This window comes from Massilia sp. UMI-21 (assembly GCA_015277795.1).
In the GTDB taxonomy this organism is placed as follows: domain Bacteria; phylum Pseudomonadota; class Gammaproteobacteria; order Burkholderiales; family Burkholderiaceae_D; genus Telluria.
This window is the reverse complement of the sequence record CP063848.1, coordinates 480,882-494,598: the sequence shown is the minus strand read 5'-3', so window position 1 is coordinate 494,598 and position 13,717 is coordinate 480,882. Positions and strand designations below refer to the sequence as shown.

Annotated in this window: 16 protein-coding genes and 1 tRNA gene; 13 read left to right on the top strand and 4 right to left on the bottom strand. The window is 54.0% G+C overall.

From position 1 onward, the window contains the following. The 5 genes from IM543_02200 to IM543_02180 all read left to right on the top strand — a co-directional run bounded on the left by IM543_02200 (position 1) and on the right by IM543_02180 (position 3,631). A complete protein-coding gene (locus IM543_02200) occupies positions 1 to 1,416 on the top strand; it encodes a cytochrome b N-terminal domain-containing protein (GenBank protein QOY94748.1) in 1,416 nt (471 codons plus the stop codon). Between the two features lie 28 nt (positions 1,417 to 1,444). Next, positions 1,445 to 2,206: a cytochrome c1 gene (locus IM543_02195; protein QOY94747.1), complete on the top strand. Its 762-nt coding sequence runs from the start codon at positions 1,445 to 1,447 to the stop codon at positions 2,204 to 2,206. A gap of 99 nt (positions 2,207 to 2,305) precedes the next feature. Next, positions 2,306 to 2,917 carry a glutathione S-transferase N-terminal domain-containing protein gene (locus IM543_02190; GenBank protein ID QOY94746.1) on the top strand — a complete coding sequence of 204 codons (612 nt, stop codon included), beginning with the start codon at positions 2,306 to 2,308 and terminating at the stop codon, positions 2,915 to 2,917. 130 nt (positions 2,918 to 3,047) lie between these two features. Beyond that, on the top strand, positions 3,048 to 3,530 hold the full coding sequence (locus IM543_02185) for a ClpXP protease specificity-enhancing factor (protein QOY94745.1): 483 nt from the start codon (positions 3,048 to 3,050) through the stop codon (positions 3,528 to 3,530). A 25-nt stretch (positions 3,531 to 3,555) separates the two neighbouring features. Then, a tRNA-Thr gene (locus tag IM543_02180) sits at positions 3,556 to 3,631 on the top strand. 61 nt (positions 3,632 to 3,692) lie between these two features. On the opposite strand, the gene IM543_02175 is transcribed toward IM543_02180, so the two are convergent. Genes IM543_02175 through IM543_02165 form a run of 3 tightly spaced genes read right to left on the bottom strand, consistent with a single transcriptional unit; the run spans position 3,693 to position 5,613 of the window. Continuing rightward, positions 3,693 to 4,034: an antitoxin VbhA family protein gene (locus IM543_02175; protein QOY94744.1), complete on the bottom strand. Its 342-nt coding sequence runs from the start codon at positions 4,032 to 4,034 to the stop codon at positions 3,693 to 3,695. 12 nt (positions 4,035 to 4,046) lie between these two features. Further along, positions 4,047 to 5,087 (bottom strand): tyrosine-type recombinase/integrase, encoded by a 1,041-nt coding sequence (locus IM543_02170; GenBank protein QOY94743.1) that lies wholly within the window; start codon positions 5,085 to 5,087, stop codon positions 4,047 to 4,049. After that, positions 5,077 to 5,613, bottom strand: a complete 537-nt coding sequence (locus tag IM543_02165; GenBank protein QOY94742.1) for a hypothetical protein — start codon at positions 5,611 to 5,613, stop codon at positions 5,077 to 5,079. The genes IM543_02170 and IM543_02165 overlap by 11 nt, the downstream gene beginning before the upstream one ends. Positions 5,614 to 6,018: 405 nt before the next feature. On the opposite strand from IM543_02165, the gene IM543_02160 reads away from it, so the two are divergent. Then, a protein-coding gene (locus tag IM543_02160; protein QOY94741.1) for an IS3 family transposase occupies positions 6,019 to 7,169 on the top strand; the annotation gives its coding sequence in 2 pieces (ribosomal slippage) (positions 6,019 to 6,265 and positions 6,265 to 7,169; 1,152 coding nt in all). A 308-nt stretch (positions 7,170 to 7,477) separates the two neighbouring features. Here the strand turns inward: IM543_02160 and IM543_02155 are convergent. Further along, positions 7,478 to 8,455, bottom strand: coding sequence for an IS481 family transposase (locus IM543_02155; protein ID QOY94740.1), 978 nt, complete (start codon positions 8,453 to 8,455; stop codon positions 7,478 to 7,480). 216 nt (positions 8,456 to 8,671) lie between these two features. On the opposite strand from IM543_02155, the gene IM543_02150 reads away from it, so the two are divergent. The 7 genes from IM543_02150 (at position 8,672) to IM543_02120 (ending at position 13,598) form a co-directional block, all read left to right on the top strand. Further along, a complete protein-coding gene (locus tag IM543_02150; protein QOY94739.1) occupies positions 8,672 to 9,361 on the top strand; it encodes a hypothetical protein in 690 nt (229 codons plus the stop codon). Between the two features lie 50 nt (positions 9,362 to 9,411). After that, positions 9,412 to 9,939 (top strand): hypothetical protein, encoded by a 528-nt coding sequence (locus IM543_02145; GenBank protein ID QOY94738.1) that lies wholly within the window; start codon positions 9,412 to 9,414, stop codon positions 9,937 to 9,939. Continuing rightward, positions 9,936 to 10,145, top strand: coding sequence for a hypothetical protein (locus tag IM543_02140; GenBank protein QOY94737.1), 210 nt, complete (start codon positions 9,936 to 9,938; stop codon positions 10,143 to 10,145). Before IM543_02145 ends, IM543_02140 begins: the two co-directional genes overlap by 4 nt. A 167-nt stretch (positions 10,146 to 10,312) precedes the next feature. Continuing rightward, positions 10,313 to 10,489, top strand: coding sequence for a type II toxin-antitoxin system RelB/DinJ family antitoxin (locus IM543_02135; GenBank protein ID QOY94736.1), 177 nt, complete (start codon positions 10,313 to 10,315; stop codon positions 10,487 to 10,489). 58 nt (positions 10,490 to 10,547) lie between these two features. After that, a complete protein-coding gene (dcm, locus tag IM543_02130) occupies positions 10,548 to 11,483 on the top strand; it encodes a DNA (cytosine-5-)-methyltransferase (protein ID QOY94735.1) in 936 nt (311 codons plus the stop codon). A 2-nt stretch (positions 11,484 to 11,485) separates the two neighbouring features. Further along, positions 11,486 to 12,613 (top strand): ParB N-terminal domain-containing protein, encoded by a 1,128-nt coding sequence (locus tag IM543_02125; GenBank protein ID QOY94734.1) that lies wholly within the window; start codon positions 11,486 to 11,488, stop codon positions 12,611 to 12,613. After that, a complete protein-coding gene (locus IM543_02120; GenBank protein ID QOY94733.1) occupies positions 12,603 to 13,598 on the top strand; it encodes a hypothetical protein in 996 nt (331 codons plus the stop codon). The genes IM543_02125 and IM543_02120 overlap by 11 nt, the downstream gene beginning before the upstream one ends. The last annotated feature ends 119 nt before the right edge of the window (positions 13,599 to 13,717 follow it).

Below are 13,717 nucleotides of genomic sequence, written 5' to 3'. Positions count from 1 at the left end.
ATGGGCGGTCCATTCAAGGAAACACAGGTTCCGGCGCACGCATCGGCCGGCGAAAAGGCGCTGGCCTGGGTCGACGACCGCTTCCCGCTGTCGAAGCTGTGGAACGACCAGTGGGGCAAGTACTACGCCCCGAAGAACTTCAACGTCTGGTATCTGTTCGGTTCGCTGGCCATGCTGGTGCTGGTGCTGCAGATCGTCACCGGCATCTTCCTGACCATGCACTACAAGCCGGACGCCAACCTGGCCTTCGGCTCGGTCGAATACATCATGCGCGAAGTACCGTGGGGCTGGCTGGTGCGCTACATGCACTCGACCGGCGCCTCGATGTTCTTCATCGTGGTCTACCTGCACATGGCCCGCGGCCTGATGTACGGTTCCTACCGCAAGCCGCGCGAACTGATCTGGCTGTTCGGCTTCGCGATCTTCCTGTGCCTGATGGCCGAAGCCTTCTTCGGCTACCTGCTGCCATGGGGCCAGATGTCGTACTGGGGCGCCCAGGTGATCGTCAACCTGTTCGGCGCGATTCCGGTGATCGGCCCCGACCTGTCGCTGTGGATCCGCGGCGACTACGTCGTCTCCGACGCCACCCTGAACCGCTTCTTCGCCTTCCACGTCATCGCCCTGCCGCTGGTGATCCTGGGCCTGGTGGCGGCGCACCTGATCGCGCTGCACGAAGTCGGCTCGAACAACCCGGACGGCATCGAGATCAAGGACAACCTGGACGCGGACGGCCATCCGGTCGACGGCATCATGTCGCACCCGTACTACTCGACCAAGGACTTCTTCGGCGTCTCGGTGTTCCTGCTGATCTTCTCGGCGATCGTGTTCTTCGCCCCTGAAATGGGCGGCTACTTCCTGGAGTACAACAACTTCATCCCGGCCGATTCGCTCAAGACCCCGCCGCACATCGCGCCGACCTGGTACTTCACCCCGTTCTACTCGGTGCTGCGCGCCACCACGGCCGATTTCATGTACGTCCTGATGGCCGCGATCGCCGCCTACGTGGTGTTCGTCTGGCTCAAGTCGCGCCTGGCCTACAAGACCAAGCTCGCGGTCGCGGTCATCGGCCTGCTCCTGGTCATCGGCATGCTGCCACAGGTGCTGGACGCGAAGTTCTGGGGCGTGGTGCTGTTCGGTTCGTCGGTGGTGATCATTGCCTTCCTGCCGTGGCTCGACCACTCGCCGGCACGCTCGATCCGCTACCGTCCGGACTGGCACAAGTACGTGTACATCCTGTTCGCGGTGTGCTTCGTGGCCCTGGGCTACCTGGGCACCCAGCTGCCGACGCCGGCCTACACCATCATCTCGCAAGTGGCGACCCTGCTGTACTTTGCGTTCTTCCTGTTGATGCCGTGGTGGAGCACGATGGGCCGGTTCAAGCCGGTCCCGACGCGCGTTACCTTCACGCCACACTAATCGCAGACCAGAGCACAAGGACAAGAACATGAAATTTGCGAAGAAACTGATCGCGGTCCTGGCACTGGTGCCGGGACTGGCATTCGCCTCCGAGGGCGGGTTCCCGCTGGAGCGCGCACCGGATCGCCACGACCTGTCGTCGCTGCAAAATGGCGCCAAGCTGTTCGTCAACCACTGCCTGAACTGCCACTCGGCATCGAGCATGCGCTACAACCGCCTGCGCGACCTTGGCCTGACCGAAGATCAGATCAAGAACAATCTGTTGTTTTCACAAGACAAGGTTGGCGGCATGATGACGACCGCCCTGCGCCCGGAAGACGCCAAGGCCTGGTTCGGCGCGGTGCCGCCGGACTTGTCGGTGATCGCGCGCGCCAAGGCCTCGCCTGCGGGCAGCGGCGCGGACTACCTGTACACCTACCTGCGCAGCTTCTACCGGGACGACAGCCGTCCGACCGGCTGGAACAATATGGTGGTGCCGAACGTGGCCATGCCGCACGTGATGTGGCAGCAGCAGGGCGTACGCCAGGCGAAGTTCGAGGAGGTGGCGGACCCGCACGAAGCGGGCAAGACCGTCCACACCTTCGTCGGTTTCGAACAGCTCCAGCCGGGCACGATGAGCCAGCAGGAATTTGACACCGCAACGGCTGACTTGGTTGCCTACCTGAGCTGGATGGCTGAGCCAGCGCAAGGCACGCGCAAGAAGTTGGGCGTTATTGTGTTGCTCTTCCTGTCGATTTTCGCCTTCCTGGCATGGCGGCTGAACGAATCCTACTGGAAAGAAGTGAAGTAAATTCGCTTTCATTGCCCGGTTGGCTATAATACGGGCAATCATTTTTCGGGGTGAATCGCTCGGCGCTTCACCCCATTGTTTCTTAAGGAACTATAAACCATGATGGTTCTCTACTCCGGCACCACGTGCCCGTTCTCCCAACGCTGCCGCCTTGTCCTGTTCGAAAAGGGCATGGACTTCGAGGTACGCGACGTCGACCTGTTCAACAAGCCGGAAGACATCTCGACCATGAACCCGTACGGCCAGGTGCCGATCCTGGTCGAGCGCGAACTGATCCTGTATGAGTCGAACATCATCAACGAATACATCGACGAGCGCTTCCCGCACCCGCAGCTGATGCCGGCCGACCCGCTGATGCGCGCGCGCGCCCGCCTGATGCTGTTCAACTTCGAGAAGGAACTGTTCGTCCACGTGCACACGCTGGAAAGCGAGCGCAACAAGACTAACGACAAGATCCACGACAAGGCCAGGGCCGAAATCCGCGATCGCCTGACCACCCTGGCCCCGCTGTTCCTGAAGAACAAGTACATGCTGGGCGACGAGTTCTCGATGCTGGACGTCGCGATCGCCCCGCTGCTCTGGCGCCTGGACCACTACGGCATCGAGCTGTCCAAGACCGCGGCCCCGCTGATGAAGTACGCCGAGCGCATCTTCTCGCGTCCGGCCTACATCGAAGCGCTGACCCCGTCCGAGAAGGTGATGCGCCGCTGATGCCGGCTGCGGGCGTGCCAGCGCGCCCGCATGCAGCATCGTTTGATTCAGTACGCGCCGGTTTTTCGGACGCCCTCCCGGCGAATCCGCTACACTGGCGCGCACAGGTTTGCTTCTTTTATCACGTCCCATGTCCGAGATCTCCACCAAGCCCTACCTCCTGCGCGCCATCTACGAATGGTGCACGGACAGCGGCTACACGCCCTACCTCGCGGTCAAGGTCGACGCCGCCACCACGGTGCCGATGGAATACGTTCGCAAAGGCGAGATCATCCTGAACATCAGCTACGGCGCCACCTCGGGCCTCAAGATGGACAACGACGCGATCCACTTCCGCGCCCGTTTCAACGGCGTCTCGCGCGAGCTGTACATTCCGGTGCAGAACGTGCTGGCGATCTATGCCAACGAAAACGGCCAGGGCATGGCTTTCGAGGTGAACGCAACGGCGGCCGAGATGGCGCCTGCCGCGTCCGACGCGGCCGCTACGCCGTCGCTGTCGGCGGTGCCGGGCAAGGGAGCGGAATCGCCCGCTGCGGAGCCGGCCGCCACGCCTGGCGACAATGACGAGCCGCCCAAGAAGGGCGGACGCCCGACGTTGACGCGGATCAAATAGCGTATAATCGTTGTTGCAAGATTAAGCCGACTTAGCTCATCAGGTAGAGCAGTTGATTTGTAATCATCAGGTGGCGGGTTCGAGTCCTGCAGTCGGCACCAAATAAATCAAGGGCTTACAGTGATGTAAGCCCTTGTCATTTGTGGCAGTGTCAACGAACTGTCAACCGTCGTCATCAAGAGAATTTCTGGTGCTCTTGGAATTAGAAGTCGCTTGCGTCAATGTTGGTAGATCGATTTCACCATTGATGAAATGGCGAGCACGGTCCTGCGCTTCTTTGGAGGGGCAGAATCCTTCCAGGAACAAAGAGGCATTCGCTTGCTTCACAGCTTCTTCACGACGCCACCGTTCGGTCGCTGAAAGTCCTCCCAAGCTTGGCTCCTCTTCTGCTCCCAAGCGCAACTGATCCACCACGGCATCGATACACCTGCAGAGTTCGTCGTCAGGCGAAACACATTCCTTGTGATCGGCATCAACGGACTCATCATTCGTTTGCTTCGGCATGCAGTCTCCTTTTCATAAGAGTATGTCAGGTGAGGCCGTACAAAGATTGGCGCCCAGCCGAGTCAGCGGATTCAGGTGCCGTGCTTCCTGGAGATGTTCAGGGCTAAGGTGTGCGTAAATCATAGTCGTCTGCAGGGTAGAGTGACCTAGCACTTTTTGCAAAGCTAGGATATTTCCACCGTTCATCATGAAGTGGCTCGCGAACGTATGACGCAGAACATGGGTGAGCTGGCCCGGTAGCAGTTCGATGCCCGATTCCTTTACCGCCATTCTGAACGCGCCAACCGAGCTTTTGAAAATTCGACCAGACACATCTCGCCCACTAGTCTTATAGAAGTCACGAATCTCGTCTGAAAGCGCTTCGTCGATAGGTATTGATCGATTCTTGTCTGTCTTTGTCTGCGTGAAATGAACCATGCCGCTATGAAGCTGCGAAATACGCAAGGACTCGGCTTCATTCCAACGCGCAGCAGTTGCAAGGCATAGTTTGGTGATGAGCAGCGCATCTTTCTCTTTCCGTGCGCTCAGAGACGCCAGCAACGTACGAATCTCTTCGTTGTCGAGATAGGACAGCTCTCGCTCAGCCACTTTGAACTGTCGAAGTCGCATGAGCGGATTTTCGGAATTCCAGAAGCCCAAGCGGATCAATTCGTTGAAAACGGCACGCAAGTAGGCATGCTCTCGATTGATCGTGTTTCGTGAGACCCCATCTGCCAGTCGTTTAGAGCGATACGCTGCAAAGTGCTCCGATTTCAGCTGTTCGGCAATTGGATTTCCGAGCGCTTCGCAAACGCGTAAGAGCGTGCTGTATGTCCTAGTGTGGCGAAGTTGGATTCCGTGGTGGGACTGCCAAAGCTCGATAAGCTCGGAAAGCTTCGTCAGATTTTTCTTCGGTTTTACCCATTTCTCATTCTGCGCAACTTGCGTCTTGGCCCATGCTTCGAACTGCAATGCTTCCGACTTAGTCGGTAGCGTCTTGCGAATGCGTTTGTGACCGCGTCCACCTGGCTGAATGTCTACCAGCCAGCCATTTTCCGCTTTCTTAATCGTCATGCTTCTCTTCGTCTAAAAATGAATGACAGACCTTCAACTTGACCAAGGAAGCAACCAGATCGGCATCTTCGATATTTGCAAGCGCTTGTTGTTCAGCATTCCGACCAATCTCCAGCTCTAGCAGGCTGATAGCATCATTACGCTCCATGACTCCGTCGCTGTCGTCTGCTGCATCTGGATTCGCTTCACAGTGACTCCTCCAAGCACGCATACTCCCAGCTAGTTCCCAGTACTCTTCCGCTTTCTTGCGACGTGCTCGCCGTTTTTCCGGGAAGCTCGCCTCCCCTCGTTCGTTCACATGCCCATATTTCGCGTCCGTAATCCCCGTCGCGATCCAGAACGCATAGTGGGGCCATCGAACGCATATAGCTTCAATCATGTCGCACGTCGGCCGCTGGCGGCCATGCCAGAAGCTCTTCCAACTATTCGCCGACACCTTCGTCAGCTTCTCTAGCTCAGCAAACCGTCCACGCTCATCAGTTGCGGCTTCGATCACAGCACGTAGTCTTGACTGAATCGTATCCATATTTGACTCCCCATCGGCTAAGTATGTCGATCATCGTATCAAAAATACACAGCATCGTATAAAAAATGTTGACACGGAGAATTTTCGTGTTTATATTGCCCTTTAGCAGTCAAATATACACAGCTCTGATAAAGGAATGCACGGTGCTGAGCAATATGGAAGAAATTGGGGCGGTCGGTCACGCTTCGGCGGCAAGTCTGTCTGGTGCCTTCGTAGGCCTTATGACCTTGGAGAAGTTTGCTGAAGCCGTGGGACTCCCTCCTGGTGTAGTGCTGGGTCATCTCAACCGCGGCATTCTTCCCACTGTCACTTTGGGTAGAAGACGGCTGATTAATGTTGTCGCTCTGAATCGCCACGACTATCGTAGACACTTCTGAGCCATAATGTTGGGCACAAGGAGAATGTATGAGCGGTAAGCGGTATCCCGAAGAATTCAAGATTGCGGCGGTCAAGCAAGTGGCGGAGCGCGGTCACCCGGCAAGCGAAGTAGCGGCGCGCCTGGGGGTAAGTATCCATAGCCTTTACACCTGGACAAAACGCTACGGTGTGCCTGAACAGGAGCGCAAGGTGGTTGATGCCCAGGCCGATGAAATGCGCCGCCTGAAGGCCGAGTTGAAGCGCGTCACGGAGGAGCGCGACATCTTGAAAAAAGCCGCGGTGTACTTTGCCAAGACGTCCGGGTAAGGTACACCTTCATTGTTGAGTTACAGGACCAGTTCCCGGTGCGGCGGCTGTGCAAGGTGCTTGGCGTGCATCCTAGTGGTTTCTATGCATGGCGTCTGAACCCCGAAAGCCGCCGCGCCAAGGAAGACAAGCGCTTGCTGGTTCCCATCAAGGAGTCATGGCTCGAAAGCGGCAGTGTGTACGGTTACCGCAAGGTCAGCGATGACTTGCGCGAACTGGGCGAACAATGCGGCATCAATCGCGTTCACCGCCTGATGCGATCGGCCGGGATTCGCTCGCAGACCGGCTACGCCAAGCGCAAGTACAAACGTGGCGGTGTGCCTTCACTTGTGGCGCCAAATCATTTACAGCGCCAGTTCGACGTGCAGGAGCCCAATCGAGTTTGGGTGACGGACATTACGTATATCCGAACGTATGAAGGCTGGCTCTATCTGGCCGTGGTACTCGACCTTTTTTCGCGCCAGGTAGTCGGTTGGTCGATGAGTTCACGTATTGATCGCGAGTTGGCGATGAACGCGCTTCTAATGGCCGTCTGGCGCCGGCAACCCAAGAATATGGTGATGGTGCATTCGGACCAAGGCAGTCAATTTAGCAGTTATGATTGGCGCGATTTCCTGGACGCGCACAATCTGCAGCAAAGCATGAGCCGGCGCGGAAACTGCCATGATAACGCCGTCGCTGAGAGTTTCTTCCAACTGCTCAAGCGGGAGCGAATTCGACGCAAAACATACGGCACCCGTGAAGAAGCAAAGCAGGACGTCTTTGACTATATCGAGATGTTCTACAATCCGAAGCGGCGGCACAGCTTCAGCAATGACTTGTCGCCGGTCGAGTACGAAAAGCAGTATTTTCAACGGCTGTCGAGTGTCTAGAAAACTCGTGGCGATTCAATCAGCGGTCCGTTTCTTTCCGCTACGATGCCCGTAGTGGCGATCTGCGCGCCTTCATTGCCGCGTTCCTCGATTCGCTCGGCTTGGTAGCAATTCGTCGGAGTGGCGTGGATTTCATCGGCAAAAAACCTCCTCCTGCGGAAAAGGCTGCGGAAGTGCGCGATGTGTTCGTGTATGTGCCCCGTCATCGTAACGGCTCTTACCTAGTCGATCTGCTCTCCCCGTTGTTCAAGGGCGAGTTCACCGCTCGTCGGGCTGTGCATGCTTCACCTAGTGACAAATCGGCGCAGTTAGCTGTCGAGTCCCGTTTGATCATAAACGCGTTTAACGAATAACTCCGGCCGCTTTTGTTGCCATTCCTTGAGAGCGAGGATGGGGGTTTTACTGCCGATGGCGCGTTGTGGAATGTGGTGGTTGTACAGCTTCAGATAGTTCAGCAAAGTGGCCTGCAGATCGGCCCGGCTATCGAAACGGGTCTGCTGCAGCAATTCGTTGATGCGCCCGTTGAAGCGCTCGACCATGCCATTGGTTTGCGGATGGCGTGGCGGCGCCAGGCGATGTTCTGCAGGCAGGGCTGCGCAGGCGACGTCGAATGCGTGTTTGCCGCTGGGCTTCTTGTCCTTGGTGGTGAAACGGTCGGTGAATTGCGAGCCGTTGTCGGTCAGGATTTTGCTGATCTTGATCGGCGAAGCCAACTTCAAACGGCGCAGAAAATCGACGCTACTTTTCTCCGTCATGTCGCTGTAGATGTGCATGAAGACCCAGCGCGTGGCGCGATCGATAGCGACGAACAGATAGCGGCGTGAGGTCTCGTCCGGCATCTGCGGCAGGTACTTGATATCGATGTGGATGAAGCCGGGTTCGTAGTCCTTGAAGGTCTTCTTCGGCGTGATCTTCTCTCCCTCTGCCGTCGCAATCAAGTCCGTCAGGCGCGACATGCCTTCACGCTTTAGCAGGCGCGCAATGCCCGCGCGCGAGACGGCCGGATTGATGTACTGCTTGGTAATGAACAGAAGATCGTCGAGCGGCAGGTAGAGTGACTGGCGCAGAGACAGAACAATGGCTTCCTGGGCCTGGCTCAAGGTTGTATGCAGTGTGTGAGCGCGGTGCGAGCGATCGTGTACGTCATCGCGTCCAAGCCACTTCTGTGCAGTGGCTCGCGTGATGTTGAAAACCTTGGCAGCTTCTCTGGAAGACAGGCCCGAATCCTTGATCTCCTGGCGGATCTTCGGTGTGGTACGGGCCTGTGGATGAATGCGTGAACTCATGCTGCCAACTGCTCCTGGTGCGATTGAATGCCGGGACTGCTGAACCCAGCAATCAAGTCGCCCAGCATAGCTTTTGCACGAAACAAAGGCCAGCTACGGCGAGGAATATGATCGCACGATACTGAACAGTTAGCGTCACCTCCCGGATCGGCCGCAGCAAGCATCGACCGCAAGAGCGATATCCTTGTTTTCGCCGGCATACCTGCCGAAGTGACAATGTTAAAAAAGCTATTGTCGCAGGTTGATACCGCCGTTGGTGATGTCCTAGTCCGTGGAGTTTTGTACGAGGTACAAACCACGAACAACGACGGGTCGGCCTTTAGCTTGGCATTAAATCTACTCGGCGGCAAGCTCGGACTGTCTTTTGGTTCGATAGGCAATTCGAACACCAGTCACATCAGTTTTAGAAGCACTACGATTGACGCGGTTTTATCATCGCTCTCGACCGATAGTCGTTTTACTGTAAAGTCCACGCCGACACTTCGCGTCCAGTCAGGACAGAGTGGCCGCTTCACGGTCGGCGAAGATGTTCCGGTTCTAGGAGCTGAATCGTATCCGTCTTCAGGTGCCGCTGTACAGTCCGTGGAGTACCGGTCGAGTGGACTCATCTTTGAGCTGTTGCCAGTGGTACATGAGAATTCCGTCGACTTACAAGTTCTTCAACAGATGTCTAGTTTCGTTAGCACAAACACGGGCGTGAACAATTCTCCTACCCTGATTAAACGGGAGCTGAAAACGTCGCTTTCAGTAGCGGATGGGGAGCTGGTCGTGATTGGTGGCTTAACTGAAGACAAGGCCGCCACTGTCCGTACAAGCCCAGGCTGGCTTCCAAAACTCAGTTTGAACAAGACAAGGGACAAGAACAAAACTGAGATGGTCCTAGTTCTCCAGCTCAACAAGCTCTGAGCTAGTCCTTGGTATTACCAAGAAAATGTACAACACAGCAACGAGGGAGTATGGAAGAGAAAATGAAGCCCTGCCGAGCAAAAATGCTGGCTCAGCGTCGAGAACAGACCAACTCAAAGATGCGGGCATCACGGCACGCTAATGCACCGTGCTTCGTGTACGTGTTTGCCCTGAAAGAGATTGCAGCTGTAAAGCTAGGAATTTCCATTGATCCACTAACACGCATCTGCAATCTTCCTCAACTTCACTTACGAGTTGAGGATGTCTTCGATTTAGAGCGCTCGGTTGCAATACATGCTCTTCATAGACAAGATGCGCGCGAACTGGAGCGCGCAGCACTGCAACATTTAGCTGACTGGAGAGTAGCCGCCCCGTGCAGTGATATTGCGTATGTTGATGGGAAGCCGTCATGCACGGGCCCGATACGGTTCTTCAGCGGGGGGCGCACCGAATGGCTTAACGCGACCGCGTATGATAGCGCAATAGAATTTCTGCTATTTGCCAATCGAAGCTCAGCACGCTCGTCGATTTCTATAGAAACATGGATGCGGGAGCTAAAGAAAGGTTCCCTGCAATGAAGCTGACCGAAGCTGAACGACTTCGCCACGTCCTGCAAATGCAGGCAAATTTTGCACTTGAAGGCTTGGTACCTGACCAGACCGATCTGAAAATGCAAGCAGATTACGTGCTGGGTCACGTAAGCCTTCGCGACATGCTTAGCTACGCCTACGCCTATGCAGCGGCGGCAAAGGCTAACGAGATCGACACTTTGCGCCGTGCGTGATCTTCGCATGTCTTACACCTGTCCTCCTGTGTCACGTCTCTAAGAGAGCTAGTTTGTTGAGAACGCGGACAGGAAGTTGCAGCATGAGAAAGTTCTTAGGAATCAATAGACTAGACATACATTCGTGGGCTACACTGTGGCCCATTGGAGCTCAAATGGAGTAAAACGTGGCCACAAATGTTGTCGTTCGTGCACGAATTGATGAAACTATCAAAGACGAAGCTGCCACTGTATTAGCGGAAATGGGACTAACTATTTCCGACGCTGTCAGAATAATGCTAACGAAAGTTGCGCGAGAGAAGGCTTTGCCTTTCGAAATCAATGTTAAGAATGCGGGTGATTAATGCAGTTGAATAATTACGCCAGACTGGTCATCGAATTCAACATGAGAGGAGCGGTTTAATGGACGCCGTTTCTCTTTTCAGTGGCTGTGGTGGATCAGACTTGGGTCTTCATACGAATGGATTCTCCATGCTCATGGCAAATGATATTTTGCCGAAAGCTGCCGAAACGTATAGGCACAATTTGCCGGACACCGATTTCCGCTTAGGAGATGTTAGCCTCATCAAAAATTTCCCCAAGGCACAGCTCCTTGTTGGTTGCTATCCTTGCCAGGGGTTCAGTCAAGGAGGCGCGAGGCAGACTGACCGCTCTATCAATTTCCTATATCGTGAATTCGACCGCGCGCTACGGCAAATCAAACCAAAAGCATTTATTGTCGAAAATGTGTCAGGAATGACGCACTCGAATTACTCGCACCTTCTAAACAACCAAATTCGACGCTTTCGCTCGGCCGGCTATCTCGTTAATTACTCAGTTCTAAATGCAGCAAATTACGGTGTTGCTCAAGAGCGCAGAAGAATATTTATTGTAGGGATACGCTCGGATTTTGGAATTCGCTACGAGTTTCCCGCACCAACCCACGGGCCGAATGCATTGAATCCCTACGTTTCTCAGGCCGATGCTATTGGGCATCTCCCGGCATGGCCAGTAGGAAAATTTTGGGAAGAAAATTTCCATTGGTATTACATGTCTCGAGATCGCCGACGTGAGTGGAATTTGCCAAGTAAGACTATCGTAAGTAATGCACGGCACATGCCACTTTATCCAGGGTCGCCGGTATTAGAAAAGGTGCAGGAAGATGAATGGCGTTTTAGCTCAAATGAGCCTGCACGCCGTCTCTCTTTTGAAGAAGCGCAGCTTCTACAAGGGTTTCCTCAAACGTTCAGTTTTCCAGAAACCGTAGGATTGCGTGATCGATATAAAGTGATCGGAAATGCCGTTCCTCCGCCGTTGTTCGCTGCGGTTTCTGGCGCGCTTCCTCCAATATGGGATTGACTATGAGTTCGGTAATCGATACTGTTAATTATAAGAAACTTCATCTCGACATAGACAACCCTCGACTGCCCGTTAACGTACCGCGAACGGCGAAGGCGATGCTTACGTGGATTGCAAAATCCACGGCAATTGAAGACTTGATGAATGCTATTGGCACCAATGGGTTCTTTCCTGGCGAGCCATTGGTCGTGTATCCACACCCGAAAAAGAAGGGGGAATACATTGTCATCGAAGGCAATCGTCGGTTAACGGCCGTTAAGCTTCTGCACAATCCATATGATTGTGAAAAGCCGAGTTCGCAAATGCTTGCGATCTCGGAGTCAGCGGCATACTTTCCCGACGAAATTCCAATTGTCGTTCGTGACACGCGAGCGGAAGTTCTTCCATATTTGGGTTATCGCCATATCACGGGCATTAAAGAATGGGACCCGTTAGCAAAGGCTCGTTATCTTAAGCAGCTCTTCGAAGATACGTCTAAAAGGCTGAGTCCGGATCAGCGCTACGCCAAAGTTGCAAGCACAATCGGTAGTCGACGGGATCATATTAAGCGAAGCCTAGACGCTCTTGCTGTCTACGACTTGATCGAAAAGAGAGAATTCTTTGGTATTGAAGGACTTGGCGAAGAATCTATCAAGTTCTCCTTGCTGTCTACGGCGCTCGCTGATGAGCGAATCGGAGAATTTGTAGGAGCAGCAAAGCGCATCAGCAAGGCTAGCGAAGACTTAGAGACGGAACCTACAAATCCCATAGTCAAGCCCAGCGTTTTGAAAACAGCAGCTGTCGAAGACTTGGCTCGCTGGTTATTCGAAAAGAAGAACGGTAAGACTGTTGTTGGTGAGTCGCGAAATCTTCGTACTCTCGGGGCTATTGTTGCTGCTCCCAAGGCCCTCGCTGCACTGCGCAGCAAGAGCTCACTGTCATACGCCTACCGGCTTACTAGCGGTATCAACAACGATTTTGTTGGTTTGATCTACGAAGCTCAGTCGATTTTAGAAGAAGCCGCTTCTTTGGTCGCGAATGTTGACTATGATGAGGAAGCGATGAGTGTTGTCCGCGCATCCAACAACCTCATTAAGCAGATCGGTACATCCCTCAGAAACAAGAAGGCCGGGGACGCTGATGAGTTTTGAAATTGGCGTATTGCATAAATCTCGACCGCACTTGTTGGCTGATTTGGCCGAGCTACTTTTGCTCGTTGGCTATGATAATCTTGATGAGCTGTCCCAGGCTAAATTGGAACTTTTATCTAAGGAGATGCCAGCTGCAAGTGATTCAGAGGATGCTTCTGACGACGACGATGACGACGAACATGCAATCGACAAGATTGAGGAGGTCGATCGTTGCATTGAGGACTGTTGGCAGCTTCTAGAGTATCGCGAGGCCGCTTTTGATGATTTCTATCCATTTAGAGTCATTGGAAATCAACTGGTGTGGAAGGCGGGCGCTAGAACAGAAAAACAATGCGCCTATTTCCTCCTTCTAATTTGCTCTAGATTGCGCTCATTTAGAATTAAGGGATTTCCGCAGAAAGCGGCAAAAGAATTCACTTCTTTTTGCAAGGAAGCGCTGAAGGCGTTAGCACCTCCTGGCGCGACGGTTCGCGTGTTTGATGCTAATTCTGACGACCGTCGAATGCATTATGGAACTAATCTAAGAAATGCAATCAAAGTGCTGGCCAAAGAAATTGGCGCCCATTACATCAATGAAGCTGAGATCGCTAAGATTCCAACCTCAGGAGATATGGGGCTAGACTTGGTTAGCTCAAGAAAATTTGTGGACTTTGCTTGTGGTGCGTATTCCATATTTGGTCAATGCGGAGCTCAAGAGAACGAATGGCCCACGAAAACGCTAGAAGCGCATCCGATCAAGTTCCAAGGGCTCTTCACTCTACTTAATCAGCCTGATAACTTAATGTTCATACCGATTAGCTATCGGGACTCGACTGGAGACTGGGTGGCGGGGTATCGCTCGTCCGGCTGCCTATTGTTGGACAGACAGCGTATATTAGAGTTAGTTAATGAGCGCTGGGCGGATTGCTTAGAAGGCATTAAAGCCCGTTGGGAGAATGTCTTGCCGAGTGTGGTGGACTTGAGTCGCCCAGCCAAAGCGGCGTGAGCGCCTGGAAACGTCAACGAAGTGTCAACGTTAAAGTTAGATGTTGTAGGGGTACAGTTAGATCCGCTTCTCTAAGTGCTTGAATCTGTTGTCTATTGTTACCTGAAGTGATCTTAACA

Excerpts from the sequence above, each read along its gene's own strand:
- IM543_02195 (QOY94747.1), top strand. The coding sequence starts at position 1,445 with ATGAAATTTGCGAAGAAACTGATCGCGGTCCTGGCACTGGTGCCGGGA.
- IM543_02120 (QOY94733.1), top strand. The coding sequence starts at position 12,603 with ATGAGTTTTGAAATTGGCGTATTGCATAAATCTCGACCGCACTTGTTG.
- IM543_02125 (QOY94734.1), top strand. The coding sequence starts at position 11,486 with ATGAGTTCGGTAATCGATACTGTTAATTATAAGAAACTTCATCTCGAC.
- IM543_02140 (QOY94737.1), top strand. The coding sequence starts at position 9,936 with ATGAAGCTGACCGAAGCTGAACGACTTCGCCACGTCCTGCAAATGCAG.
- IM543_02185 (QOY94745.1), top strand. The coding sequence starts at position 3,048 with ATGTCCGAGATCTCCACCAAGCCCTACCTCCTGCGCGCCATCTACGAA.
- IM543_02175 (QOY94744.1), bottom strand. The coding sequence starts at position 4,034 with ATGCCGAAGCAAACGAATGATGAGTCCGTTGATGCCGATCACAAGGAA.
- IM543_02170 (QOY94743.1), bottom strand. The coding sequence starts at position 5,087 with ATGACGATTAAGAAAGCGGAAAATGGCTGGCTGGTAGACATTCAGCCA.
- IM543_02200 (QOY94748.1), top strand. The coding sequence starts at position 1 with ATGGGCGGTCCATTCAAGGAAACACAGGTTCCGGCGCACGCATCGGCC.
- IM543_02145 (QOY94738.1), top strand. The coding sequence starts at position 9,412 with ATGGAAGAGAAAATGAAGCCCTGCCGAGCAAAAATGCTGGCTCAGCGT.
- dcm (QOY94735.1), top strand. The coding sequence starts at position 10,548 with ATGGACGCCGTTTCTCTTTTCAGTGGCTGTGGTGGATCAGACTTGGGT.
- IM543_02165 (QOY94742.1), bottom strand. The coding sequence starts at position 5,613 with ATGGATACGATTCAGTCAAGACTACGTGCTGTGATCGAAGCCGCAACT.
- IM543_02155 (QOY94740.1), bottom strand. The coding sequence starts at position 8,455 with ATGAGTTCACGCATTCATCCACAGGCCCGTACCACACCGAAGATCCGC.
- IM543_02190 (QOY94746.1), top strand. The coding sequence starts at position 2,306 with ATGATGGTTCTCTACTCCGGCACCACGTGCCCGTTCTCCCAACGCTGC.
- IM543_02150 (QOY94739.1), top strand. The coding sequence starts at position 8,672 with ATGTTAAAAAAGCTATTGTCGCAGGTTGATACCGCCGTTGGTGATGTC.